Source organism: Agromyces neolithicus (genome assembly GCF_039529735.1).
GTDB lineage: Bacteria > Actinomycetota > Actinomycetes > Actinomycetales > Microbacteriaceae > Agromyces > Agromyces neolithicus.
Genome location: NZ_BAAANJ010000008.1, coordinates 57,731 through 78,271, shown reverse-complemented (window position 1 = coordinate 78,271; position 20,541 = coordinate 57,731). Strand labels below are relative to the sequence as shown.

Genomic DNA, 20,541 nt, shown 5'->3' with positions numbered 1-20,541 from the left:
GATGAAACAGACGGATGCCCCGGGGGAAACACGCGCGCCGTAGCGTCGCAGCCACGACACGAAGAGGAGCCGAGATGTCACTCACCGTCGAACGCACAGCCACCTGGCAGACCACCTGCGAGGTCGACGACCTCGAGCACGGCTGGGGCGAGGTCGCCCTCATCGGAGCGCAGCAGGTCGCGCTCGTGCGCGTCGCCGACGACGAGGTGTACGCGGTCGATCACCATGATCCGCACACCGGTGCGCCGGTCATGGCCCGCGGCATCGTCGGCTCGCGCGGCGAGCGACCGACCATCGCGTCGCCGCTGCACAAGCAGGTCTACGACCTGGGAACGGGCGAGTGCTTCACCGACGCGTCGCTCGCGCTGCGCACGTATCGCACGCGCGTCGTGGGCGGCATGATCGAGGTCGAGATCGACGGCTGAACGCGGTTCAGAGCGCCGGCACGATCAGGCGCCCCGCTCGAGAAAATGCAACCGGCCGGCCCGTCACGGCGCCGCGTACCACGGCATCGGCCGCTCGGGGTCGCGGGTACTGTCGTCGGGCAAGTGCGGCAGTTGCTCGCCGCCGGCACGAATGCAGAGCCAGCGCAGTTGCCCCGGACTGTCGGGCCGCGCCCGCCACGTGCGCCACACGTCTTGGGCGACTCGCACGACCGTGCCGGGGCCGACCTCGACCACGTCATCACCGAGGCCCATCTGCCCGCGCCCCTCGAGGAAGACGTATAGCTCCTCCACTCGCGTGTGGGTGTGCCAATACCCCGCCGATTCGCCCGGTTCGAGCGCGTTCGCCGAAAGACCGATGTATTGCATCGTCAGTTCGTGATCGATGATCCGCCGTCCGTCGCGTGACCGTGCCGCGTCGAATCCGCCGAAGTGGTCGCGCCACTCGTCGAGATCACCGATCTGCGTCACCTGGTAGTCGCTCACAGCGAACCCCTCTCTGCCTCGGCTCCATTCGCGCGCTCGCCGCCGAGTGGCACCACCGACCATGCGCCATCATCGTTGACATACACGATCCGCGCGTGCCGGCGGGCGGGAGAGCCCTGCCAGAACTCGAGCTCGGGTGCAGTGCCGCTGAGCGAGGGTTGCGCTCGCAGCCAGTCTGCGACGCCGGTCATGACGCGCGCTGCGTGAACACGATCGGGTCGCCGTCGGTGATCGCGATCGTGTGCTCGGAGTGCGCGCCGCGCGAGCCGTCGGCGCTGCGCAGGGTCCAGCCGTCGGGATCGGTGAAGATGCGGTCGGTCGTCTCGAGGAACCACGGTTCGATCGCGATGACGAGCCCGGCCTTCAGCGGCAGGCCGCGCCCCGGGCGCCCGCTGTTGGGCACGTGCGGGTCGCCGTGCATCGTGCGCCCCACGCCGTGCCCGCCGAAGTCGGTGTTGACCGTGTAGCCGCCGGCCTTGGCGATATCGCCGATGGCACGCGAGATGTCGCCGATGCGATTGCCGACCCGGGCGGCCGCGATGCCGGCCTCGAGCGCGCGCTGCGTCGTGTCGATGAGCCGCAGGTCGCCGTCGCGCGGCGTGCCGACGACGATCGACAGCGCCGAGTCCGACACCCAGCCGTTCACGGATGCCGCGAAGTCGAGGCTCAGCAGGTCGCCGTCGCGCAGCCGGTAGTCGTGCGGCAGGCCGTGCAGCACGGCGTCGTTCACCGAGGTGCAGATGACCTTGCCGAAGGGACTCGCGCCGAACGAGGGGTGGTAGTCGATGTAGCAGCTCTCGGCGCCGGCCTTGCGGATCAACTCGTGCGCGAGCGCATCGAGTTCGAGCAGGTTCACGCCGACGTCGGCCGCGGCCGCGGTGGCCTCGAGCACGCTCGCGACGAAACGGCCCGCAGGCCGCATCTCCTCGATCTCGGCAGGGGTCCTCAGTTCGATCATGCCCATCCTCTCCGCAGTACATTCTGTCGGCTCCGCCCTGAGTGAACACCCGGCTCGCTCGAAGCTGCGGCCGTTAGCCTTGGCTCATGCTCCTCCGGCGCCTCTTCTACCGCTGGCAGTTCATCGCGGTCATCGCGCTGCCGGTGTGGCTTCTCGTGGGCTGGGCGGTGTTCGGTTCGGGCGGCTGGGGCACCCTCGGCCTCGCCCTCGTCGTGCCCGTGGCGTTCATCGCGCTCGGCATCATCGCCCTGCTCGTCAACGCCCGCCCGACGGTTCGGGCCGAGCGTGCGACGTCATGGCTCGATGTCGCGGTGCTCGGCGCCTGGCACCTCGCGATCATCGGCACGGGCTTCTACGGTCCGGGCGGCGCCTGGTTCGCGGTGTTCGCGGTCATTCTCGCGATCGCGGGTTTCTGGGTCTCGCTGTGGCAGCTCATCTCCGACGGCGCCAAGCGCATGAGGGCCTCGATCGACGAGTTCGAGCGACTCGCCCAACCGCAGGGCCGACAGGGCGGCGCTGCCGGGACCGGCACGGACGACCAGCCGCATGCATCGGGCCGCGGCGATGACGACGGCGACGTCATCATCGTGCACGAGGTGCGCGACTGACCGCAGGGTCGCGCACGGGTCATCCGCTCGTTCACTTTGCCTGACAGGCACCCGGCATGGCAGAATAGACGATTGTGCCGCCGCAGAGCTCTGCCTCCGGGGAGCACGCACAGCGCGAACGTTCATCGAGTGTTCGCGCGGGCGGCACCAGACACTTCCATTTTCAGATCCGCGTTCGACCGGTTGCGGGCGCAGAGAGCGAACCATCATGCACATCCTCGACCATGTCGACGCCGCGAGCCTGAGGTCAGACGTTCCTGACTTCCGCCCCGGCGACACCGTCAAGGTGCACGTCAACATCATCGAAGGCACGCGCTCGCGCATCCAGGTCTTCCAGGGCGTCGTCATCGGCCGCCAGGGCGAGGGCGTGCGCGAGACCTTCACAGTGCGAAAGGTCAGCTTCCAGGTCGGCGTCGAGCGCAAGTTCCCGGTTCACTCGCCGGTCATCGACCACATCGAGATCGTCACCCGCGGTGACGTGCGCCGCGCGAAGCTGTACTACCTGCGCAAGCTGCGCGGCAAGAAGGCCAAGATCAAGGAGAAGCGCGACAGCTGATCCGCGACACGCAGATCGCGTCGAGACGCGAACTCGAACCGAGCTCCCCACCTTTAGACTGGTGGGGAGCTCGGGCGGTTAAATGACAGAAGACACAAGCACGCGTATCGATCGCGCGGGCTCTCCATCGGCACGCAGAAAGCGCAGCACGCTGCTGTTCCTGCGCGACCTGCTCGTCATCTTCGTGGTGGCGGTGCTGGTTTCGTTCATGATCAAGACGTTCCTCATCAGGTCGTTCTTCATCCCGTCGGCGTCGATGGAACAGACCCTCGTGCAAGACGACCGCATCATCGTCAACCAGCTCGTGCCCGACCTCGCACCCATCGAGCACGGCGACGTCGTGGTCTTCAAAGATCCCGGCGGGTGGCTGCCGGCGCGCGAAGATCCCTCACAGCCGCCCCTCATCGCGGCGGTCGACTGGTTCCTCGCCTTCGTGGGCCTCTCTGCGCCCGACTCGAACGACCACCTCGTCAAACGTGTCATCGGCATGCCCGGCGACCACGTCGTGTGCTGCAACGCGCTCGGGCAGATGAGCGTCAACGGGGTTCCGCTCGACGAGCCCTACGTGGCCCTCCCTCCGGGCACGACCAAGGTCTCCGAGCTCGACTTCGATGTGACGGTGCCCGACGACTCGCTCTGGGTCATGGGCGACAACCGCTACAACTCCAAAGACTCGCGCTACAACGGCGGAACGCCGCTCGAGGGCTACGTTCCGGTCGACAACGTGGTCGGTCGGGCCTTCGTCGTGAGCTGGCCGATCTCGCACTGGGCCTGGCTCGACAACTACCCGTCGGTCTTCGAGGGCGTCGACGAGGCAGCGGGCTGATGTCGCCGTCGGTGATCCCCAACCTGCGCGTCGAACGCGTGCTGTTCGACGAGGGGGCGCCGCTCGTGCTCGCGTGCGACGAGGTGGGGCGCGGCGCGCTCGCCGGCCCCGTCGCCGTCGGCATGGTGGTCATCGACCCGGGCGTCCGGCGCATGCCGGCGGGCCTGCGCGACTCGAAGCTCATGACCGAGCCGCGCCGCGAGGCCATGGCCCCCCGGGCGGCCGGCTGGGTGCGGTCGTGGGCCGTCGGCGAGGCGACCGCAGCCGAGATCGACGACCTCGGCATCATGGCCTGCCTCGGTCTCGCGGGCGCGCGGGCGTTCGCGATGCTCGACCTGCCCGTCGACGTCGCCGACCTGCCGCTCATCCTCGACGGCAATCACGACTGGCTGAGCGGGGCCATCGAGCATCGGGCCCGGGTCACGACCCGCATCAAGGCCGACCGCGACTGTGCGTCCGTGGCAGCGGCATCCGTGATCGCCAAGGTGCACCGCGACGGCGGCATGCGCCGCGCTCACGAGGCCACCCCGCTCTATTCCTGGGACGAGAACAAGGGCTACTCGAGCCGCGCCCACTTCGCGGCGATCGACGACCACGGCGTGAGCGAGTTGCACCGCAAGACCTGGCTGCACGAGCGGCCGCCCGAGGCGCCGACGCTCTTCGACCTCAGCGTAGGATGAGTCCGATGGATGAGGACGAGTTCGAAGACTACGACCGCGAGGTCGAGCTGGCCCTGTACCGCGAATACCGTGACATCGTCGCGCAGTTCAAGTATGTGGTCGAGACCGAGCGACGGTTCTACCTCGCGAACGAGGTCGAGCTCGTGCGGCGCGACACCGAGCACGATTTCTACTTCGAGCTCACCATGAAAGACGTCTGGGTCTGGGACGTCTATCGTGCCGACCGGTTCGTCAAGGCAGTGCGCGTGCTCACCTTCAAAGACGTCAATGTCGAAGAGCTCGCGACGCGCGAGTTCGAGCTCCCGAAAGAGCTCGCGCTCGACGAGTAGCGCCCGCCACCGACTCGTCCTCGACAACGAGGGCCGGGTTCCCGTTCTGCACCGTGACGCCGCTGCGCGACGTTCGACGGATGTCCCTCCGCGACGCTGTTCGCGGAGGTGCACATGGCGCACAACGAAGAACTCGGTCGGCGAGGCGAACAGCTCGCGGTCGACCACCTCGAGGCACGGGGCATGGCCGTGCTCGAGCGCAACTGGCGATGCCGGCTCGGTGAGATCGACATCGTCGCCCGAGATGGCGGCGACCTCGTCTTCGTCGAGGTCAAGACGCGCTCGAACGGCGACTACGGTCATCCGTTCGAGGCGATCACGCCGATCAAGCTCGCCCGGCTGCGGCGGCTGGCCATCGCCTGGTGCGAGGCGAGCGAGTCGACGACGGCGCGCATCCGCATCGACGCGGTCGCCGTGCTCGTGCCTGCCGAGTCTCCGGCGCTCATCGAGCACCTCGAGGGCATCAGCTGATGCCCGTCGCCCGCACCCGCTCAGTCGCCCTGCTCGGGCTCACCGGCTCGATCGTCGAGGTCGAGGCCGACCTCTCGCCTCAGCTTCCCGCCTTCATCATCATCGGCCTGCCCGACGCGGCCCTCGGCGAGGCGCGTGACCGCGTGCGCTCGGCCGCGATCAACGCCGGCTGCCCCCTGCCGTCACGCCGGCTGACCGTCAACCTGTCGCCGGCAGCGTTGCCCAAGCACGGGTCGGGGTTCGACCTCGCGATCGCGATCGCCTGCCTCGCAGCATCCGGTGAACTCTCGACGGGCTCGGTCGACCGTGTGGTGCATCTCGGCGAGCTCGGGCTCGACGGGCGGCTGCGCCCGATCGACGGCATCCTCCCCGCAGTGCTCGCCGCGGCGCGCGCCGGTCATGACACCGTCATGGTGCCCACCGGCAACGCGACCGAGGCGGCGCTCGTTCCCGGAATCCGAGTGGTGGGGGTCGCATCACTGCTCGAGGCCGCCATCTGGCACGGTGGGCGATACGACGAACGCGAGGTCGAGACCGTGCCCTCGACGACGGGCACGGCGGCCGCCGCAGCAGGCGCCGAGGTCGACACGCCGGGCGATCTCGCCGACGTGAGCGGCAACGACGACGCCGTCGAGGGCATGCTCGTCGCGGCGGCCGGCGGACACCATGTGTACCTGCTCGGCCCACCGGGAGCGGGCAAGACCATGCTCGCCTCTCGGTTGCCCGGCATCCTGCCCGACCTCGACGCCGACGCGGCACTCGAGGTCGCCTCCATCCGATCGCTCGCCGGATTGCGGCCCGCTTCGGGGCTCTCATTCCGGCCGCCGTACGAGGCGCCGCATCACACGGCCACCGCGGCAGCCATGGTCGGCGGCGGAAGCCGGCTCATCCGTCCCGGCGCCGCTGCCCGTGCCTCGCACGGCGTGCTGTTCCTCGACGAGGCGCCCGAGTTCCCGTCCGCCGTGCTCGACGTGCTGCGCCAACCGCTCGAGTCGGGCACCATCGCGATCCACCGGGCGAATGCCGTGGCGAGCTTCCCCGCGAAGTTCCAGCTCGTGCTCGCCGCGAACCCGTGTCCGTGCGGCAACGACGGCACCGCCGAGTGCACGTGCCCGCCGGTCGCACGTCGCCGGTACCTCGGGCGCATCTCGGGCCCCCTTCTCGACCGGGTCGATGTACAGCTGCGGGTGCCGCGCATCACGCTGGCCGCGCTGCGTGCCGCCGGCGAGAAGCCCGGTCTCTCGAGTGCCGACGCGCGGGCGAAGGTCATCGAGGCACGAGCGGTCGCCGGTGAGCGCCTTCGTGGTACACCTTGGCGCACCAATGCCGAGATGCCCGGGCCGTGGCTGCGGGGTGCAGGTGGCCTCCACCCCGGTGGCCGCGCGGTCGCGGCGCTCGATCGGTCGCTCGAACGTGGGGGCATCACCATGCGCGGCTATGACCGGGTACTCAAGGTCGCCTGGACCCTGGCCGATCTCGACGGCTCGGCCGTGCCTCGCGCCGAGCATGTGACCCGAGCGCTGTTCTTCAAGAAGGGAATCGACGCATGAACACGATCCTCGGGCTCGTCATCGAGCATCGCGAGCTGCTCACGACGCTTCGCCCGCGCCCGGCGGCCGATGTTCGCGAGCTACTCGAACCGGCCGCCCGCATGGTGCTCGGTGTGCTCTCCGAGCCTGGCGACGGCGTGCTCGGCCGGGCGGTGGCTGCGCTCGGCCCGGTCGCGACGGCCGACCTGTTGCTCGGGCGATGCTCGCCGCGAGAATTCGTCGAGCGCGTGGGCGATGCGGGCGAACCGGTCGAGTCGAAAGACGCAGACGACGGCATCAAGCGATGGACCCCGCGCATCGACGAAGCACTGTTCACCCGATCGATCGGCCAGGCCGCTCGCGTCGGCGCGCGATTCCTGATTCCGGGCGATGCCGAATGGCCGGCCGGCCTCGATCAACTCGGATGGCATGCACCGCTCGGGCTGTGGGTGCGCGGGCGGCTCGACGCGCTCGCCGGCGGGTCACGGTCGATCGCCCTCGTCGGCGCTCGCGCGGCGACCGGGTACGGCGAGCACGTCGCGGGCGAGGCATCGGCGGGGCTCTCCGACCGCGGGTTCGTCGTGGTGTCGGGCGGCGCCTACGGCATCGACGGCATGGCGCACCGCGCGGCGCTCGCGAGCGACGGCACCACGGTGGCATTCCTCGCGGGCGGCATCGACCGGTTCTATCCGATGGGCCACGAGTCGCTGCTCACCCGCATCGCATCGAGCAACGGCGCGGTGCTCTCCGAGGTGCCGTGCGGCACGGCGCCCACCAAGTGGAGGTTCCTCGAACGAAATCGCCTGATCGCCGCGGCGAGCGACGCGACGGTCGTGCTCGAGGCGGGGCTGCGCTCGGGGTCGATCAACACGGCGGGCCATGCGTCGGCACTCGGCAGGCCGCTCGGCGCGGTGCCGGGGCCGGTCACCAGCCCCGCCTCGGCCGGATGCCACCGCCTGTTCCGCGAGTACGACGCCGTCTGCGTCGTCGATGCGGCGCAGATGGCCGAGCTGGTCGTGGGGTCGGCGCCGCCCACCCTCGACGGGCTCGGAACGGGCTGGGCCGGAGTGGCCGAGACCCCCGACGGCCTGCGGGTGCTCGACGAGCTCAGCACGCGCACCCCGCGCGAGCTCGGTGAGATCGTGCAGCGCAGCGGTGTGGTCTCGTCGCGGGTCATGTCGGTGCTCGGCGAACTCGAGGCCGACGGCGTCGTCGTGCGGCGCGAGGGCCGCTGGCTGCGGCGACGCACCGCGTGACGGCCGGGCACGCCACTGCCGCCGGCCGTGCAACGGTGCAGCGCGCGCCTCGCCCCGGTGAATCGGTGGCGCCCCTACTCTGGCTGGGGGAGGGCGAGATGGTGCATCCACAACTGGGCAGGTATCCGGCTGCGAAGCAGGTGATCGCGCATGTGAGCGACACCCACCTGCTCGATGGCGGTTCCCCACTCGGCGGCGTCGCCGACACCGTGAGCGCACTGACGCAGACCGCGCGACAGCTCGAACGATACGGCACCGCGCTCGACGCGATCGTCGTCACGGGCGACGTCGCCGACCTGGGTGAACCCGACGCCTATGCGAGGGTGCGCGCCGTGATCGAGCCGCTCGCCGCCGCCGCCGAGGCGCGCTTGGTCTGGGTCATGGGAAACCACGACGAACGCGGGCCGTTCCGGCGCGACCTGCTCGACGCACCCGCCGAAGGTTCACCGGTGCACCACCTGGTCGACGTCGACGGACTGCGCATCATCGCGCTCGACACGACCGTGCCCGGCTACCACCACGGCGAGCTCGACGCCGAGGCGATCGCCTGGCTCGACGCCGCCCTCGCTCAGCCCGCGCCGAACGGCACGGTGCTCGCGATGCACCATGCCCCGATCGCCACCCCGATCGCGCTCATGGATGTGCTCGAACTGCGCGGCCAAGACGAGCTCGCCCAGGTCGTGCGCGACCGCGACGTGCGGCTCATCCTCGGCGGACACCTGCACTACCCGACGAATGGCAGCTTCGCCGGTATTCCCGTGGCGGTCGCCGGCGCGACCGCCTACACGATCGACGTGTCGGCGACGCCGCCCGAACTCGTCGGCGTCGACGGCGGGCGGTCGTTCAACCTCGTGCACCTGTTCGACGACGGCGTCGTGACCTCGGTCGTGCCGGTCGGTGCATTCCCCCAGGTCTCGAACTTCGATGACGACTTCCTCGCCCAGATCGAGGCGCTCTCACCAGACGAACGGCTCGAGCGGTTCTCGCGCAAGCCGACAGCCGACTGAACCGCCGACGCGCGAAGCACGCCCGGTTCAGCGTGCCGTCGCAGCGTCTCGCCCGTGAGGGGGCAACCTGAGGGGGTGAACCTCGACGCGGTCCTCGACGACTACCTCGCGCACGTGAAGTCCGAGCGCGGGTACTCGAACCACACCGTGGCCGCGTATCGAGCCGATCTCGCCGACCTGCTGTCGTTCGCCGAGCAGCGCGGCGTCACGACGCCCGACGGCATCGATCTCGTCATGCTGCGCGACTGGCTCTGGGCCGCGACCGAGCGCGGCCTCGCACGTGCGACGATCGCCCGGCGCGCGGCATCCGCCCGGGGATTCACCCACTGGATGTCTCGACGCGGCGACCTCGCGAGCGACTCGGGCGCGCGACTGAGGGCACCGCGTGCACAGCGCACGCTGCCAAGAGTCGTCGGGGCGCCCGCGCTCGACGCCGCCCTCGCGCGGTTGGCGACTCGGGCTGTGGGCGGCGAACCGGTCGCGGTGCGCGACGTCGCGATCGCCGAGCTGCTCTATGCGTCGGCCCTTCGCGTCTCAGAACTCGTCGGACTCGACGTCGGCGACTTCGACCGACGGCGCCGTACCGTGCGCGTGACCGGCAAGGGCTCGAAGGAGCGCGTCGTGCCCTACGGCGCGCCCGCGGCCCGCGCGATCGATCGATACCTGGAGTCGGCGCGACCGGCGATGCTCGAGGGTCGCACGCCGACAACGGCTGCCTTCGTGGGGGCGCGCGGCGCGCGCATGGGCACGCGCAGCGTCTATCGGCTCGTCGCGTCGATTCTCGAGGACATCCCCGGCTCGGGCCCGAGCGGCCCGCACGCGTTCCGGCACACCGCCGCCACGCACCTGCTCGACGGAGGTGCCGACCTGCGCGCGGTGCAGGAGTTCCTCGGCCATGCAAGCCTCGGCACGACGCAGATCTACACGCATGTGTCGGCCGAACGACTCAAAGAGAGCTATCGCACGGCGCATCCGCGCGCGTGATGCGGGGTGGTGCTCGCAACCGCTGCCCGCGGACGGCGCAATCGGTCACTCCAGCGGCAGCAGCACGGCCCGTGGCAGCCCGCCGAGGAACAGGAACGGCGACACGTACTCGCCGTGCACGCGCACCCCGAAGTGCACGCAGTCGCCGGTGCAGTGCCCACCTTGGGTGACGGTGCCGATCGCGCTGCCCGCAGACACGGCGTCGCCCTGCGCCACCGATGCCGCCACCGGTTCGATCGCGCTCACGACCCCGTCGCCGTGGTCGATCGCCACGACCCCGCGGCCGGCGACCATGCCGGCGAAGCTCACGGTTCCGGGGGCCGCCGCCACGACCGCGGCGCGGGGCTCGACGAGCAGGTCGATACCGCGGTGCCCGGCCTTGTACGGGGTGGGAGGGGCTCGGAACGGCGCGATGACGCGGATCGGCGCGGGCACGGGCCAGGTCCAGTCGTCGGATGCGCTGGATGCGGCGATGGCGATGCGGGCTTGCGGCGCCGTTGACGACCCGGCGACCAGGGCGAACCCGAGCGCGCTCGCCGCAGATGGCGAGACCGCGACCAGCCCGGCGCCGAGTGCGACGATCAGCACCGCGACGGCGCCGAACTCGAGGCGGCGCGCGAGGCGTGCGCGATGCACGGAACGGGAGACGGCGTCGGAATCGGTCATGCTTCAGATGCTGGCCGGGCGTGGGACATCCGCTGATCGGATGCTCAGATCTGTGCGGCGCCCGCCCGCCCGCCGTGGTTGGGGAGGACGGGTGCCGATGGTAGAGTATCGGGAGCACCTCGGCCTGCCGGGGTGACTACGCGTGCCATTTCGGCAGACGACTCCACTCAGTCCCACTCCTCGCGGTGGGCGGAGCCGTGCCGGGCACCAGGGCTCCAGGCCGCCGGCCGGGGCGACAACTGAGAACAAAGGAGTACGGCTCATGGCCGTCGTCACCATTCGCCAGCTGCTCGACAGCGGCGTGCACTTCGGGCACCAGACCCGCCGTTGGAACCCGAAGATGAAGCGGTTCATCTTCACCGAGCGTTCCGGCATCTACATCATCGACCTGCAGCAGTCGCTCGCCTTCATCGACAAGGCGTACGACTTCGTCAAAGAGACGGTCGCCCACGGCGGCACCATCCTCTTCGTCGGCACCAAGAAGCAGGCTCAAGAGTCCATCGCCGAGCAGGCGACCCGCGTCGGCCAGCCCTACGTCAACCAGCGTTGGCTCGGCGGCCTCCTCACCAACTTCCAGACGGTCTCCAAGCGCCTCGCGCGCATGAAGGAGCTCGAGGAGCTCGACTTCGAAGGCACCACGAGTGGCTTCACCAAGAAGGAGCTGCTCATCAAGAAGCGCGAGCTCGACAAGCTGCACAAGTCGCTCGGCGGCATCCGCAACCTGTCGAAGACGCCGTCGGCCCTCTGGGTGGTCGACACCAAGAAAGAGCACCTCGCGATCGACGAGGCCAAGAAGCTCGGCATCCCCGTCATCGGCATTCTCGACACCAACTGCGACCCCGACGAGGTGCAGTACCCCATCCCGGGCAACGACGACGCGATCCGCTCGGTGAGCCTGCTCACCCGCATCATCGCCGACGCCGCCGCCGAGGGCCTCATCGAGCGCCACCAGAAGCCCGAAGAGGCCGGCAACGTCTCGGCCGTCGAGCCGCTCGCCGAGTGGGAGCAGGAGCTGCTCCAGGCCGGTTCCGAGACCACCCCCGAGCAGTCGTCGGCCGAGACCGAGAAGGTCGCCGACGCTGAGGTCGAGGCCTCCGCCGAGGCCGCAGAGGTCGTCGAAGAGGCTGCCGCTGAGGTCGTCGAAGAGGCTGCTGCCGAGGTCGAGGCTCTCGCCGACGACGCGGCCACCGAGTCCAAGTAAGCCCACGAGTCCAGGAGACTTCACACTATGGCCAACTTCACCCTCGAAGACGTCAAGACCCTGCGCGAGCGCCTCGGCACCGGCATGGTCGACACGAAGAACGCACTCGTCGAGGCCGACGGCGACCTTGAGAAGGCCGTCGAGCTGCTGCGCCTGAAGGGCGCGAAGGGCAACGCGAAGCGTGCCGACCGCTCGACCGCCGAAGGCCTCGTCGCGGCCGTCGACAACGGCGACGGCACCGCCACGCTCATCGAGCTCGCGTGCGAGACCGACTTCGTCGCCAAGGGCGACAAGTTCGTCGCGCTTGCCGACCAGGTGCTCGCGGGCGTCGCTGCGGCGCGCGCCGCGACTGTCGAAGCCGGTCTCGCTGCCCCCGCGGCCGGCAAGACCGTCGCCGACGTGATCAGCGAAGAGGCGGCGATCCTCGGCGAGAAGGTCGAGCTTCGTCGCGTGCGCCTCGTCACGGGCGAACACTTCTCGATCTACCTGCACAAGACGTCGAAAGACCTGCCCCCGCAGGTCGGCGTTGTGCTCGGGTACGCCGGCACCGACGCAGACACCGCTCGCTCGGTGGCCCAGCACATCTCGTTCGCGAACCCCGAGTACCTCACTCGCGAAGACGTGCCGGCCGAGTCGGTCGAGAAGGAGCGTGCGATCGTCGAGCAGATCTCGCGCGACGAGGGCAAGCCCGAGGCCGCACTTCCGAAGATCATCGAGGGTCGCCTCGGCGCCTACTTCAAGCAGGTCGCGCTGCTCGAGCAGGACTACGCGAAAGACAACAAGCTGTCGGTCGCCAAGGTCCTCTCCGACGCCGGCCTCACGGTGAGCGACTTCGCTCGCTTCAAGGTCGGCGCGTAAGTCGACGTGAGGGAGTCCGGTTCGCACACGCGATCCGGGCTCCCTTTTCTGTGCACGGATGTCGCGAGTCGAACTTCGGCCGCAGGGCAGCGCACGAGACATCCGCAACCCGGCTGCGCCGCACCGGGTGAACCACTAGTTTTGACACGGGCAAGCGAAGAACGGGGTCGGCGATGACGGAACGCAAGCGCAGGGTGATGCTGAAGCTCTCAGGAGAGGCATTCGGCGGGGGAGCGCTCGGGGTCAACCCCGATGTGGTGAGCGCACTCGCGCGTGAGATCGCCGATGCCGCGCGCACGGTCGAGATCGCGATCGTCGTCGGCGGCGGCAACTTCTTCCGCGGTGCCGAGCTGTCGCAGCGCGGCATGGATCGCGGCCGTGCCGACTACATGGGCATGCTCGGCACCGTCATGAACTCGCTCGCCCTGCAAGACTTCCTCGAGCAGGCGGGTGCCGAGACGCGCGTGCAGTCGGCGATCGAGATGACCCAGGTCGCCGAGCCCTACATTCCGCGTCGCGCCGAGCGGCATCTCGAGAAGGGACGCGTGGTCATCTTCGGTGCCGGTGCCGGCCTGCCCTACTTCTCGACCGACACGGTCGCCGCGCAGCGCGCCCTCGAGATCGACGCACAGGTGGTGCTCGTCGCGAAGAACGGCGTCGACGGCGTCTACTCCGACGACCCGCGCACGAACCCCGACGCCCACAAGATCGACCGCATCAGTTACCAAGAGGCGCTGCAGCGGGGCCTGAAGGTCGTCGACTCCACCGCGTTCAGCCTCTGCATGGACAACGGCATGCCGATGCAGGTGTTCGGCATGGAGCCGGCCGGCAACGTGACCGCCGCGATCCTCGGGGCCGACCTCGGCACGGTCGTGAGCAACGGCGTCGAGCCCTCCAGTCGATAGACTGAACGAACAGCGAACCGTAAAGGAGCTCCCGTGATCGCGGATGTACTTTCCGATGCCACAACTCGCATGCAGAAGGCGGTCGAGGTCGCGAAAGACGACTTCGCAACCGTGCGCACGGGGCGGGCGAACCCCCAGCTCTTCCAGAAGATCATGGTGAGCTACTACGGCACGCCCACGCCGCTCGCGCAGCTCGCATCGCTGCAGAACCCCGAGGCGCGCACACTCGTGGTGACGCCGTACGACAAGGCTGCCCTGAAAGACATCGAGCAGGCCATTCGCGACACTCCGAACCTCGGCGCCAACCCGTCGAACGACGGCAACATCATTCGCGTGACGCTGCCCGAGCTCACCGAAGAACGTCGCAAGGAGTACGTGAAGATCGTGCGCACGAAGGCCGAAGACGCGAAGGTCTCGGTGCGCAACATCCGTCGCAAGGCGAAAGACGACCTCGACGCGCTCAAGGGCGAGGTGGGCGACGACGAGGTCGCGCGCGGCGAGAAAGAGCTCGAGCACATCACCAAGGCCAACGTCGACGCCATCGACGACGCGCTCAAGCGCAAAGAGGGCGAACTCCTCGAGGTCTGAGGCACGATCATGTCGGGCGTCCCAGAAGAGGAACAGTCGGACGCCGGGGGCCACGAACGAACCGCGCGTGAAGATTTCAAGGCCCAGGTGCATGCGCGCAGGGCCGACATCGAGCGCCAGTTCGAGGTCGGCAAGGCGCAGTTCGACGAGGCGCAGCAGAAGATCGAGGCACGCACGGGCCGCAACCTCATCGTCGCGATCCTGATCGGGCTCGCGTTCGGTGGTGTGCTGCTGCTGAGCCTGCTGGTCATCAAAGAGCTGTTCATGTTGCTCGCCGCCGTCATGGTGGGCTTCGGCAGCTATGAGCTCGCGCAGGCCCTGCGCAAGGCTGAGTATCATGTGCCGCGCATTCCCTCGGTCGTCGTCGCAGTGGCTGCCGTGCCGCTCGCGTACTACGGCGGGGCGGGTGGCCAACTGCTCGCCGTGCTCGGGGGAACCGCGATCGTCACCGTGTGGCGGCTCGCCGAGCAGGCGGCACCGGCCTACCGCGCAGGCAGCGCCCGCGGGCTGGTACGCGACCTCGCGGCGAGTGCGTTCGTGCAGGCGTACGTCACCTTTCTCGCGACGTTCGCCGTCGTGCTCACCGCCGCTGAAGGCGGGCAGTGGTGGACTCTCGCGTTCATCGTCATCGTCGTCGCGGCCGACACCGGCGCGTATGCGTTCGGCCTGATGTTCGGCAAGCACAAGATGGCGCCGATCATCAGCCCCAAGAAGACGTGGGAGGGCTTCGCGGGCGGTGCCGGTGCGAGCCTCGTCGCCGGCGTGCTGCTGTCGACGCTGATGCTCGGCAACACCTGGTGGTTCGGCCTCATCTTCGGCGCCGCGATCTTTCTGAGCGCCACGCTCGGCGACCTCGCCGAGTCGCTCATCAAGCGTGACATCGGCATCAAAGACATGAGCTCGTGGCTGCCCGGCCACGGCGGGTTCCTCGACCGGCTCGATTCGATCCTGCCGTCGGCCGCGGTCGCGTACGTGGCCTTCCTCGTGTTCGGGTGAGCGTCGGCGATAATGGTGCGGTGGATTCCATCTTCCCGCACGCGCGAAAGCCCCGCCTCGGCTACAACACCGCCCAGGTCGAGGAGTTCCTCGCCGTCGCGCGCCGCGCCTACGACGGGGCTCAGCGGCCCGGCGATACCCCGTTGACGTCCGAGAAGATCCGGCTCACGGCGTTTGCGATGCAGAAGGGCGGGTACTCCACCTCGCACGTCGATGCCGCGCTCGAGCGCCTCGAAGACGCGTTCGCCGCGCAGGAGCGGCAGGTCGCCTCACGGCTGCACGGCGACGAGGCCTGGCTGCGTGAGGCGCGCACGACGGCCCAAGTGGTATCGAACCGACTCGCGCGGCCCGAGACGCAGCGATTCGACCGCATGAACCCGCTCGTGCTCGGGTACAACGTGCGCGAGGTCGACCGCTTCGCCGACAAGCTCACCCGGTACTTCCGCGACGGGTGGCCCATCTCGGTCGACGACGTGCGAACCGTGGTCTTCGCCACGCAGCGCGGAGGGTACCGCGAGACGCAGGTCGACCTCGTACTCGACGCGGTCGTCGACGTCATGCTGGCCGTTCGGTGACCTGCCGATCGACGTTCGCGTCAAGCGACAGACGTCGGCTAGGCTCTACGAATTGTGGGTAGGCATGCAGGCGCAGGCGACGGTGACGTCGTGAGGCCCTCGGCTGCTCCGCCCACCCGCACGAGCACCCGCGGCGCCGTCAAGCAGGCCGCCACGGTGGTCTTCGCGTTCTGTGCCGCCGCGAGCTTCCTGCTCGTGAACATCGTCGACCCCTACTCGGGTGCGACGGCATCGTCGAACTTCGCCGCCGAGGGCCAGCGCTTCGGCGGCGAAAAGGCGCAGTCGGTCGAGGCGGGCGGCGACTACTCGATCGCCGTCGGCGGCGCCGAGAACTACGTCGTCGAGAAGAAGCCCGTGGTCGTCATCGAGCCGGCGTCGAGCGGCTCGGGCTGGGCACCGCCGGCAGTGACCCCCGATCCCGGCTCCGCTCAGGCCTACGCCGCCGGCGCCGTCGCCGCACGCGGCTGGGCCTCGTCAGAGTTCGACTGCCTCGTCGCGCTCTGGAACAAGGAGTCGGGCTGGCGCGTCAACGCGTACAACGCCTCCAGCGGCGCCTACGGTATTCCCCAGGCTCTGCCAGGTTCGAAGATGGCCACGGCGGGCGCCGACTGGGAGACCAACGCCGCGACGCAGGTCGAATGGGGCCTCGGGTACATCTCGGGCCGCTACGGCACGCCCTGCGGCGCGTGGGGGCACTCAGAGTCCGTCGGCTGGTACTGAGCCTCGGTGCAGCGCCTCGGTGTGCGAAGCGCTCGGTGCCGCGGCGGCCGTCGCAGTGACTGGTCGTGCCTCGCGCGCCCGTAGACTGGTGTCATGGCGCGCGCGAACCGATCCCGGGGTCGGGCAGCTCGTGCACGTGAGGAGCATCCCGAACTCGATGTCGATCGGCTGACTTCCGGCTGGCGGCGCACCGAGGTTCGCGCCGGGCGCGAATGGAACGTGCAGCCCGTCTCAGAGGTGCAGGCCGTCAAGGCGTACCTCTGTCCGGGTTGCGGACTCGACGTCGCTCCGGGGGTCGCGCACCTCGTGGCCTGGCGCGCCGACGGCGTACTCGGCGATGCCGCCGACCTCGCGGCGCGCCGGCACTGGCACATCCACTGTTGGAGGATCGGCGAACGATGAGCGGCATGAACGAATCGGTCGAGATCAGGGCGGGTGTCGAACTGCCCGCGGTCCGCGAAGAGATCGAGCTGCACACCTCAGACGGGCTCACGCTCGTCGGCGAGCTCGCGACGCCCGTCGACCGCCCGCCGGTGGCCACTCTCGTGACCCTGCACCCGCTGCCGACCGCCGGCGGGTTCATGGACTCCCACATCATCCGCAAGGCGGCGGCGCGGCTTCCTGCACTCGCAGACCTCGCGGTGCTGCGGTTCAACACGCGCGGTACGACCTCGCCGCGGGGCACGAGCGACGGTTCGTTCGGGCAGGGCATCGATGAGCGGGCGGATGTCGCGGCGGCGATGTCGTTCGTCGAGGCCCGCGCACTGCCGCATCCATGGCTCGTCGGGTGGTCGTTCGGCACTGAGCTCGCACTGAAGTACGGGCTCGATCACGGCATCGACGGAGCGATCCTGCTGTCGCCGCCGCTGCATCGCACGAGCGAGCAGGAACTCGCCCGCTGGAACGGCGCTGCCGCTCCCTCACTCGTCGCGCTCATTCCCGAGCACGATGACTACCTGCGGCCCGCAGAGGCCGCCGAGCGCTTCGCCGGCCTGCCGAGGCTGCGGCGCATCGACGTCGCGGGTGGCAAGCACCTCTGGGTGGGCGAATCGCAGACGAAGCGCGTGCTCGACGAGATCGTCGCCGTGGTGAACCCGTCGGCCCTGCCACTGTCGACGGTGTGGCCCGCGACATCCGATTCGCCGACCGGCTGACCGGGCGCGTCAGCGCTCGTTCTGGCGGGGGATCACGACCTGCTTGATGATGAGCAGCCCGGCCGCCGCGACCGGAATCGCGACGAGCGCGCCGAGGATGCCGCCGAGCGCGCCGCCCGCGAGTGCGGCGATGACGACGAGGGCGCTGGGGATCTTGACGGCGCGGTTCATGATGCGCGGACTCAGTGCGTATGCCTCGACCTGCATGTAGATGATGTAGTAGATCGCGGCGGCGAGGGCGGTGAGCGGTGACCCGAGGCCCGGGATCCAGCAGACGAGCACGATGATCACTGAGCCGGTGAGCGTGCCGACCAGTGGCACGAGCGAGAACAGGAACGCGAGGAATGCGAGCACGGCGGGGAACGGCGCGTTGATGATCGACAGGAAGATGAAGCTGAGCACACCGTTCACGGCGGCGAGCGACGTCTGCCCGAGCACGAATCGCCCGACCGACTGCGTGATCTGCTCGGTGAGGTCGGCGAAGCGCTCGCGCTTCGATGCGGGCACGAGCTGGTAGGTCGCGCGCTTCATCGCGTTGAGCGATGCCGTGAAGTACAGCATCAGGATGAAGACGATGACGACGGCGAACACGCCGCTGCCGATGGCGACCGCGACGAGCAGCACCCCGCCGGCGAGTTCGCTCAGCTTGTCGGGATTGGTGACGAACTCGGTGAGTCCGGTCGTGACCTGTTCGACGACCTCGTCGACGCGGATCTGCGGGAACTGCTCTTTGAGAGTGTCGATCCACTCCTGCGAGTTGACTCGCTCGACGATGCGGGGGATCTCTTCGACGAGCTGGCTCACCTGCTCGACGATGATCGGCGCGACGGCGAGCACGAGTGCGGCGACAAGCAGGCCGACTCCGGTCATCACGATGAGGATCGCGGCCCAACGCGGAAGCCCCCGGCGCTCGAGCCAGCTGATCGCCGGGTCGAGGCCGAGGGCCAGGAACAGTGCCGCTCCGATGTACGTGATGATCGTCGAGAGGCTCGCGATCGAGGTGAGGATGACCAGGCCGACACCTACGCCGAGGGTGCCGAGCAGCCCGATGCGGAACGCGTTCTGGATCTTCATGGAACCGCCGCGCTCCCTTCGCCGGACTACTTCTTCGTGTCTGCCGCCACCTGCTCAGCCTGCGTGAGCACACCGCGCAGGCTCTCGAAGTACCCGGCGACCGCGTCGCGCTCGATCCTAATCTGCGAGAGCCGGTCTTCGGCGTCTGCCACGAGGGCGCGTGTGCGTTCTTCAGCGTCGGCGATGAGCTTGCGTGCCTGATCGTGCGCTGCCGCGATGCGCTCGCGCGCCTCTTCGTCGGCCCGGTCGCGAACCTTGGCGATCTCGGCGCGACCCTCGGACTCGAGGCGGTCAGCCTCGGCGCGGCTCTCGGCCGCGCGGGCGACCGCGTCGGCGAGTTCGGCGTTGGCGTCGGCGAGGAACGCCTGGGTCTGCGCCACTGCGTCTTGGTGGGCCGCGAGCAGCTCCTGCTCGGCCTCGTCGCGCTTGGCCGTCAGCTCGGACTCGAGATCGAGGCGGGCCTTCTCGATCTCGCGCTTCTGCCGATTGACCTCGTGTGTCGTCTTCTTGCGCAATGCGGTCAATTGGTTGTCGAGGTCGATGCGGGCCTGCTCGGACTCGGCGTCGAAGTCGGCGCGTGCCTGCTCCTGCTCGAGCGCCAGGTCTGCGCGCATCTGGTCGAGATCGGCTGCATGCTTCGCGCGGATGCGCTCGAGCTCGTGCTGGAGCTTGAGGCGGGCGGCCTCGGCCTCGCGCTCGAGGTCGACCTTGTTCTGATCGCGCTGCTCGACGAGTTCGGCGCGTGACGCCTCGAGCTCACGCTCGAGATCGGTGCGGGCCTGCTCGAGTTCGTGCACGAGCGCCGCACGGCGTTCGGTGATCTCGGCATCGATGGCGGCACGCGCCTCGGCCGATTCACGCTCGAGGTCGAGGCGGGACTGCTCGGTCTCGGCGGCGAGGTCGATGCGTGCCTGCTCGGTCTCGCGGGCGAGGTCGGCCCGGGCGCGGTCGAGCTCTATGGCGACCTCTGCGCGCGTCTGCTCGGTCTCTTGCGTGAGACCGGCGGCCGTCGCTCGGGCCTCGTTCGCCTCGGTGTTGGCTGCGGTCAGGATCTCGGATGCCTTGCGCTCGGCGGCGGATACCGCCGCGGTCGACTCGCGTTTGGCACTGGTGCGCAGCTCTGCGGCCTCGGTGGCGACCGAACCGCGGATCGCCGCGGCATCGCGGGCGGCGTCTTGGCGCAGCTGCTCGCTCGTCTCGTGGGCGCGCGCGACCATGTCGTCGGCCTCGGCGCGTGCGTTCTCGAGCAGTCGATTGGCCTGGGCGCGGGTCTCGGTGAGGGTGCGCTCGGCGAGTTCGTGCGCGTCGGAGCGCATGAGGTGCGCTTCGTCTTCGGCGGCCCGACGCAGCTTCTCGGCATCGATGTCGGCCTGGGCGATGAGGCGGGTCGACTGTTCTTCGGCGACGCGCAGCGTGTTCTCGAGCTTGGTGCCGAGGCCCGAGAAGGTGGGGCTGCCGACCTCTTCGAGCTCGGCGGTGAGCTCTTCGATGCGAGCGAGCAGCCGCTTGTTGTCTTTCGCGTTGTCAGCGGCCTGCGTGTTCGCGCTGATGATGTCGCGACGAAGGGTGTTGAGGGCCTTGTCGACCTCGTCCTTGTCGTATCCGCGGAACACCTGTGTGAACTCGGTCTCTTCGACGGCCAATTCTTCCTCCGGGGTCTGACCCGCGTTT

At 69.2% G+C, this 20,541-nt stretch carries 26 protein-coding genes; 20 read left to right on the top strand and 6 right to left on the bottom strand.

All coding sequences use genetic code 11. The features are described from left to right. The first annotated feature begins 74 nt into the window (after window positions 1-74). A complete protein-coding gene (gene nirD, locus ABD164_RS11975; protein WP_344296412.1) occupies window positions 75-425 on the top strand; it encodes a nitrite reductase small subunit NirD in 351 nt (116 codons plus the stop codon). Between the two features lie 63 nt (window positions 426-488). On the opposite strand, the gene ABD164_RS11970 is transcribed toward nirD, so the two are convergent. From ABD164_RS11970 to map, 3 genes are read right to left on the bottom strand one after another with little or no spacing between them, the layout of a single operon-like run. Next, on the bottom strand, window positions 489-929 hold the full coding sequence (locus ABD164_RS11970) for a cupin domain-containing protein (protein ID WP_344296411.1): 441 nt from the start codon (window positions 927-929) through the stop codon (window positions 489-491). After that, on the bottom strand, window positions 926-1,120 hold the full coding sequence (locus tag ABD164_RS11965; RefSeq protein WP_344296410.1) for a pyridoxine 5'-phosphate oxidase C-terminal domain-containing protein: 195 nt from the start codon (window positions 1,118-1,120) through the stop codon (window positions 926-928). The genes ABD164_RS11970 and ABD164_RS11965 overlap by 4 nt, the downstream gene beginning before the upstream one ends. After that, complete coding sequence (gene map, locus ABD164_RS11960) at window positions 1,117-1,887, bottom strand: type I methionyl aminopeptidase (RefSeq protein WP_344296408.1); 771 nt, start codon at window positions 1,885-1,887, stop codon at window positions 1,117-1,119. The genes ABD164_RS11965 and map overlap by 4 nt, the downstream gene beginning before the upstream one ends. 86 nt (window positions 1,888-1,973) lie before the next feature. Here map and ABD164_RS11955 point away from each other — a divergent pair, with 86 nt between their 5' ends. The 10 genes from ABD164_RS11955 to ABD164_RS11910 all read left to right on the top strand — a co-directional run bounded on the left by ABD164_RS11955 (window position 1,974) and on the right by ABD164_RS11910 (window position 10,133). Beyond that, window positions 1,974-2,495 carry a hypothetical protein gene (locus ABD164_RS11955; RefSeq protein WP_344296406.1) on the top strand — a complete coding sequence of 174 codons (522 nt, stop codon included), beginning with the start codon at window positions 1,974-1,976 and terminating at the stop codon, window positions 2,493-2,495. A gap of 208 nt (window positions 2,496-2,703) precedes the next feature. Then, complete coding sequence (gene rplS, locus ABD164_RS11950) at window positions 2,704-3,051, top strand: 50S ribosomal protein L19 (protein WP_344296404.1); 348 nt, start codon at window positions 2,704-2,706, stop codon at window positions 3,049-3,051. Window positions 3,052-3,133: 82 nt separating this feature from the next. Beyond that, window positions 3,134-3,877 carry a signal peptidase I gene (gene lepB, locus ABD164_RS11945; RefSeq protein ID WP_344296403.1) on the top strand — a complete coding sequence of 248 codons (744 nt, stop codon included), beginning with the start codon at window positions 3,134-3,136 and terminating at the stop codon, window positions 3,875-3,877. Then, on the top strand, window positions 3,877-4,557 hold the full coding sequence (locus tag ABD164_RS11940) for a ribonuclease HII (RefSeq protein WP_344296402.1): 681 nt from the start codon (window positions 3,877-3,879) through the stop codon (window positions 4,555-4,557). Before lepB ends, ABD164_RS11940 begins: the two co-directional genes overlap by 1 nt. Window positions 4,558-4,562: 5 nt before the next feature. Beyond that, entirely contained in the window at window positions 4,563-4,886 is a 324-nt protein-coding gene (locus tag ABD164_RS11935) for a DUF2469 family protein (RefSeq protein WP_231046897.1), read from the top strand. A gap of 114 nt (window positions 4,887-5,000) precedes the next feature. After that, window positions 5,001-5,357, top strand: a complete 357-nt coding sequence (locus ABD164_RS11930; RefSeq protein ID WP_344296401.1) for a YraN family protein — start codon at window positions 5,001-5,003, stop codon at window positions 5,355-5,357. Continuing rightward, window positions 5,357-6,907 (top strand): YifB family Mg chelatase-like AAA ATPase, encoded by a 1,551-nt coding sequence (locus ABD164_RS11925; RefSeq protein WP_344296400.1) that lies wholly within the window; start codon window positions 5,357-5,359, stop codon window positions 6,905-6,907. Before ABD164_RS11930 ends, ABD164_RS11925 begins: the two co-directional genes overlap by 1 nt. Then, on the top strand, window positions 6,904-8,142 hold the full coding sequence (gene dprA, locus ABD164_RS11920) for a DNA-processing protein DprA (RefSeq protein ID WP_344296398.1): 1,239 nt from the start codon (window positions 6,904-6,906) through the stop codon (window positions 8,140-8,142). The genes ABD164_RS11925 and dprA overlap by 4 nt, the downstream gene beginning before the upstream one ends. Window positions 8,143-8,240: 98 nt before the next feature. Continuing rightward, the gene (locus tag ABD164_RS11915) at window positions 8,241-9,149 is read left to right on the top strand and encodes a phosphodiesterase (protein WP_344296396.1); all 909 of its coding nucleotides are present in this window, start codon (window positions 8,241-8,243) and stop codon (window positions 9,147-9,149) included. Window positions 9,150-9,224: 75 nt separating this feature from the next. Next, on the top strand, window positions 9,225-10,133 hold the full coding sequence (locus ABD164_RS11910) for a tyrosine-type recombinase/integrase (protein WP_344296516.1): 909 nt from the start codon (window positions 9,225-9,227) through the stop codon (window positions 10,131-10,133). A 45-nt stretch (window positions 10,134-10,178) separates the two neighbouring features. On the opposite strand, the gene ABD164_RS11905 is transcribed toward ABD164_RS11910, so the two are convergent. After that, window positions 10,179-10,799: a M23 family metallopeptidase gene (locus ABD164_RS11905; RefSeq protein ID WP_344296394.1), complete on the bottom strand. Its 621-nt coding sequence runs from the start codon at window positions 10,797-10,799 to the stop codon at window positions 10,179-10,181. A gap of 262 nt (window positions 10,800-11,061) precedes the next feature. On the opposite strand from ABD164_RS11905, the gene rpsB reads away from it, so the two are divergent. The 9 genes from rpsB (at window position 11,062) to ABD164_RS11860 (ending at window position 17,796) form a co-directional block, all read left to right on the top strand. Then, on the top strand, window positions 11,062-12,000 hold the full coding sequence (gene rpsB / locus ABD164_RS11900; RefSeq protein ID WP_344296392.1) for a 30S ribosomal protein S2: 939 nt from the start codon (window positions 11,062-11,064) through the stop codon (window positions 11,998-12,000). Window positions 12,001-12,027: 27 nt separating this feature from the next. Continuing rightward, a complete protein-coding gene (tsf, locus tag ABD164_RS11895) occupies window positions 12,028-12,858 on the top strand; it encodes a translation elongation factor Ts (protein WP_344296391.1) in 831 nt (276 codons plus the stop codon). A 173-nt stretch (window positions 12,859-13,031) separates the two neighbouring features. Continuing rightward, the gene (gene pyrH / locus ABD164_RS11890; protein WP_344296390.1) at window positions 13,032-13,763 is read left to right on the top strand and encodes a UMP kinase; all 732 of its coding nucleotides are present in this window, start codon (window positions 13,032-13,034) and stop codon (window positions 13,761-13,763) included. Between the two features lie 33 nt (window positions 13,764-13,796). Then, window positions 13,797-14,351, top strand: coding sequence for a ribosome recycling factor (gene frr, locus ABD164_RS11885; RefSeq protein WP_344296388.1), 555 nt, complete (start codon window positions 13,797-13,799; stop codon window positions 14,349-14,351). A 9-nt stretch (window positions 14,352-14,360) separates the two neighbouring features. Continuing rightward, entirely contained in the window at window positions 14,361-15,347 is a 987-nt protein-coding gene (locus tag ABD164_RS11880; protein ID WP_344296387.1) for a phosphatidate cytidylyltransferase, read from the top strand. A gap of 20 nt (window positions 15,348-15,367) precedes the next feature. Continuing rightward, window positions 15,368-15,922 carry a DivIVA domain-containing protein gene (locus ABD164_RS11875; protein WP_344296385.1) on the top strand — a complete coding sequence of 185 codons (555 nt, stop codon included), beginning with the start codon at window positions 15,368-15,370 and terminating at the stop codon, window positions 15,920-15,922. A 54-nt stretch (window positions 15,923-15,976) separates the two neighbouring features. Next, complete coding sequence (locus ABD164_RS11870) at window positions 15,977-16,642, top strand: aggregation-promoting factor C-terminal-like domain-containing protein (protein ID WP_344296383.1); 666 nt, start codon at window positions 15,977-15,979, stop codon at window positions 16,640-16,642. Window positions 16,643-16,735: 93 nt separating this feature from the next. After that, window positions 16,736-17,044, top strand: coding sequence for a hypothetical protein (locus ABD164_RS11865; RefSeq protein WP_344296382.1), 309 nt, complete (start codon window positions 16,736-16,738; stop codon window positions 17,042-17,044). Between the two features lie 5 nt (window positions 17,045-17,049). Then, window positions 17,050-17,796, top strand: a complete 747-nt coding sequence (locus ABD164_RS11860; protein ID WP_344296381.1) for an alpha/beta hydrolase — start codon at window positions 17,050-17,052, stop codon at window positions 17,794-17,796. A 9-nt stretch (window positions 17,797-17,805) separates the two neighbouring features. On the opposite strand, the gene ABD164_RS11855 is transcribed toward ABD164_RS11860, so the two are convergent. Together ABD164_RS11855 and ABD164_RS11850 are read right to left on the bottom strand one after the other, a co-directional pair. Continuing rightward, a complete protein-coding gene (locus ABD164_RS11855; RefSeq protein WP_344296380.1) occupies window positions 17,806-18,870 on the bottom strand; it encodes an AI-2E family transporter in 1,065 nt (354 codons plus the stop codon). Window positions 18,871-18,896: 26 nt separating this feature from the next. Then, window positions 18,897-20,513 (bottom strand): DivIVA domain-containing protein, encoded by a 1,617-nt coding sequence (locus ABD164_RS11850; RefSeq protein WP_344296378.1) that lies wholly within the window; start codon window positions 20,511-20,513, stop codon window positions 18,897-18,899. Window positions 20,514-20,541 lie beyond the last annotated feature (28 nt).

Bases quoted from the DNA above. Each gene is read 5' to 3' on its own strand.
- tsf (WP_344296391.1), top strand. From the start codon at position 12,028: ATGGCCAACTTCACCCTCGAAGACGTCAAGACCCTGCGCGAGCGCCTC.
- nirD (WP_344296412.1), top strand. From the start codon at position 75: ATGTCACTCACCGTCGAACGCACAGCCACCTGGCAGACCACCTGCGAG.
- ABD164_RS11865 (WP_344296382.1), top strand. From the start codon at position 16,736: ATGGCGCGCGCGAACCGATCCCGGGGTCGGGCAGCTCGTGCACGTGAG.
- ABD164_RS11925 (WP_344296400.1), top strand. From the start codon at position 5,357: ATGCCCGTCGCCCGCACCCGCTCAGTCGCCCTGCTCGGGCTCACCGGC.
- dprA (WP_344296398.1), top strand. From the start codon at position 6,904: ATGAACACGATCCTCGGGCTCGTCATCGAGCATCGCGAGCTGCTCACG.
- lepB (WP_344296403.1), top strand. From the start codon at position 3,134: ATGACAGAAGACACAAGCACGCGTATCGATCGCGCGGGCTCTCCATCG.
- map (WP_344296408.1), bottom strand. From the start codon at position 1,887: ATGATCGAACTGAGGACCCCTGCCGAGATCGAGGAGATGCGGCCTGCG.
- pyrH (WP_344296390.1), top strand. From the start codon at position 13,032: ATGACGGAACGCAAGCGCAGGGTGATGCTGAAGCTCTCAGGAGAGGCA.
- ABD164_RS11860 (WP_344296381.1), top strand. From the start codon at position 17,050: ATGAACGAATCGGTCGAGATCAGGGCGGGTGTCGAACTGCCCGCGGTC.
- rplS (WP_344296404.1), top strand. From the start codon at position 2,704: ATGCACATCCTCGACCATGTCGACGCCGCGAGCCTGAGGTCAGACGTT.
- ABD164_RS11880 (WP_344296387.1), top strand. From the start codon at position 14,361: ATGTCGGGCGTCCCAGAAGAGGAACAGTCGGACGCCGGGGGCCACGAA.
- ABD164_RS11930 (WP_344296401.1), top strand. From the start codon at position 5,001: ATGGCGCACAACGAAGAACTCGGTCGGCGAGGCGAACAGCTCGCGGTC.
- ABD164_RS11915 (WP_344296396.1), top strand. From the start codon at position 8,241: ATGGTGCATCCACAACTGGGCAGGTATCCGGCTGCGAAGCAGGTGATC.
- rpsB (WP_344296392.1), top strand. From the start codon at position 11,062: ATGGCCGTCGTCACCATTCGCCAGCTGCTCGACAGCGGCGTGCACTTC.
- ABD164_RS11955 (WP_344296406.1), top strand. From the start codon at position 1,974: ATGCTCCTCCGGCGCCTCTTCTACCGCTGGCAGTTCATCGCGGTCATC.
- ABD164_RS11935 (WP_231046897.1), top strand. From the start codon at position 4,563: ATGGATGAGGACGAGTTCGAAGACTACGACCGCGAGGTCGAGCTGGCC.
- ABD164_RS11940 (WP_344296402.1), top strand. From the start codon at position 3,877: ATGTCGCCGTCGGTGATCCCCAACCTGCGCGTCGAACGCGTGCTGTTC.
- ABD164_RS11855 (WP_344296380.1), bottom strand. From the start codon at position 18,870: ATGAAGATCCAGAACGCGTTCCGCATCGGGCTGCTCGGCACCCTCGGC.
- ABD164_RS11965 (WP_344296410.1), bottom strand. From the start codon at position 1,120: ATGACCGGCGTCGCAGACTGGCTGCGAGCGCAACCCTCGCTCAGCGGC.
- ABD164_RS11905 (WP_344296394.1), bottom strand. From the start codon at position 10,799: ATGACCGATTCCGACGCCGTCTCCCGTTCCGTGCATCGCGCACGCCTC.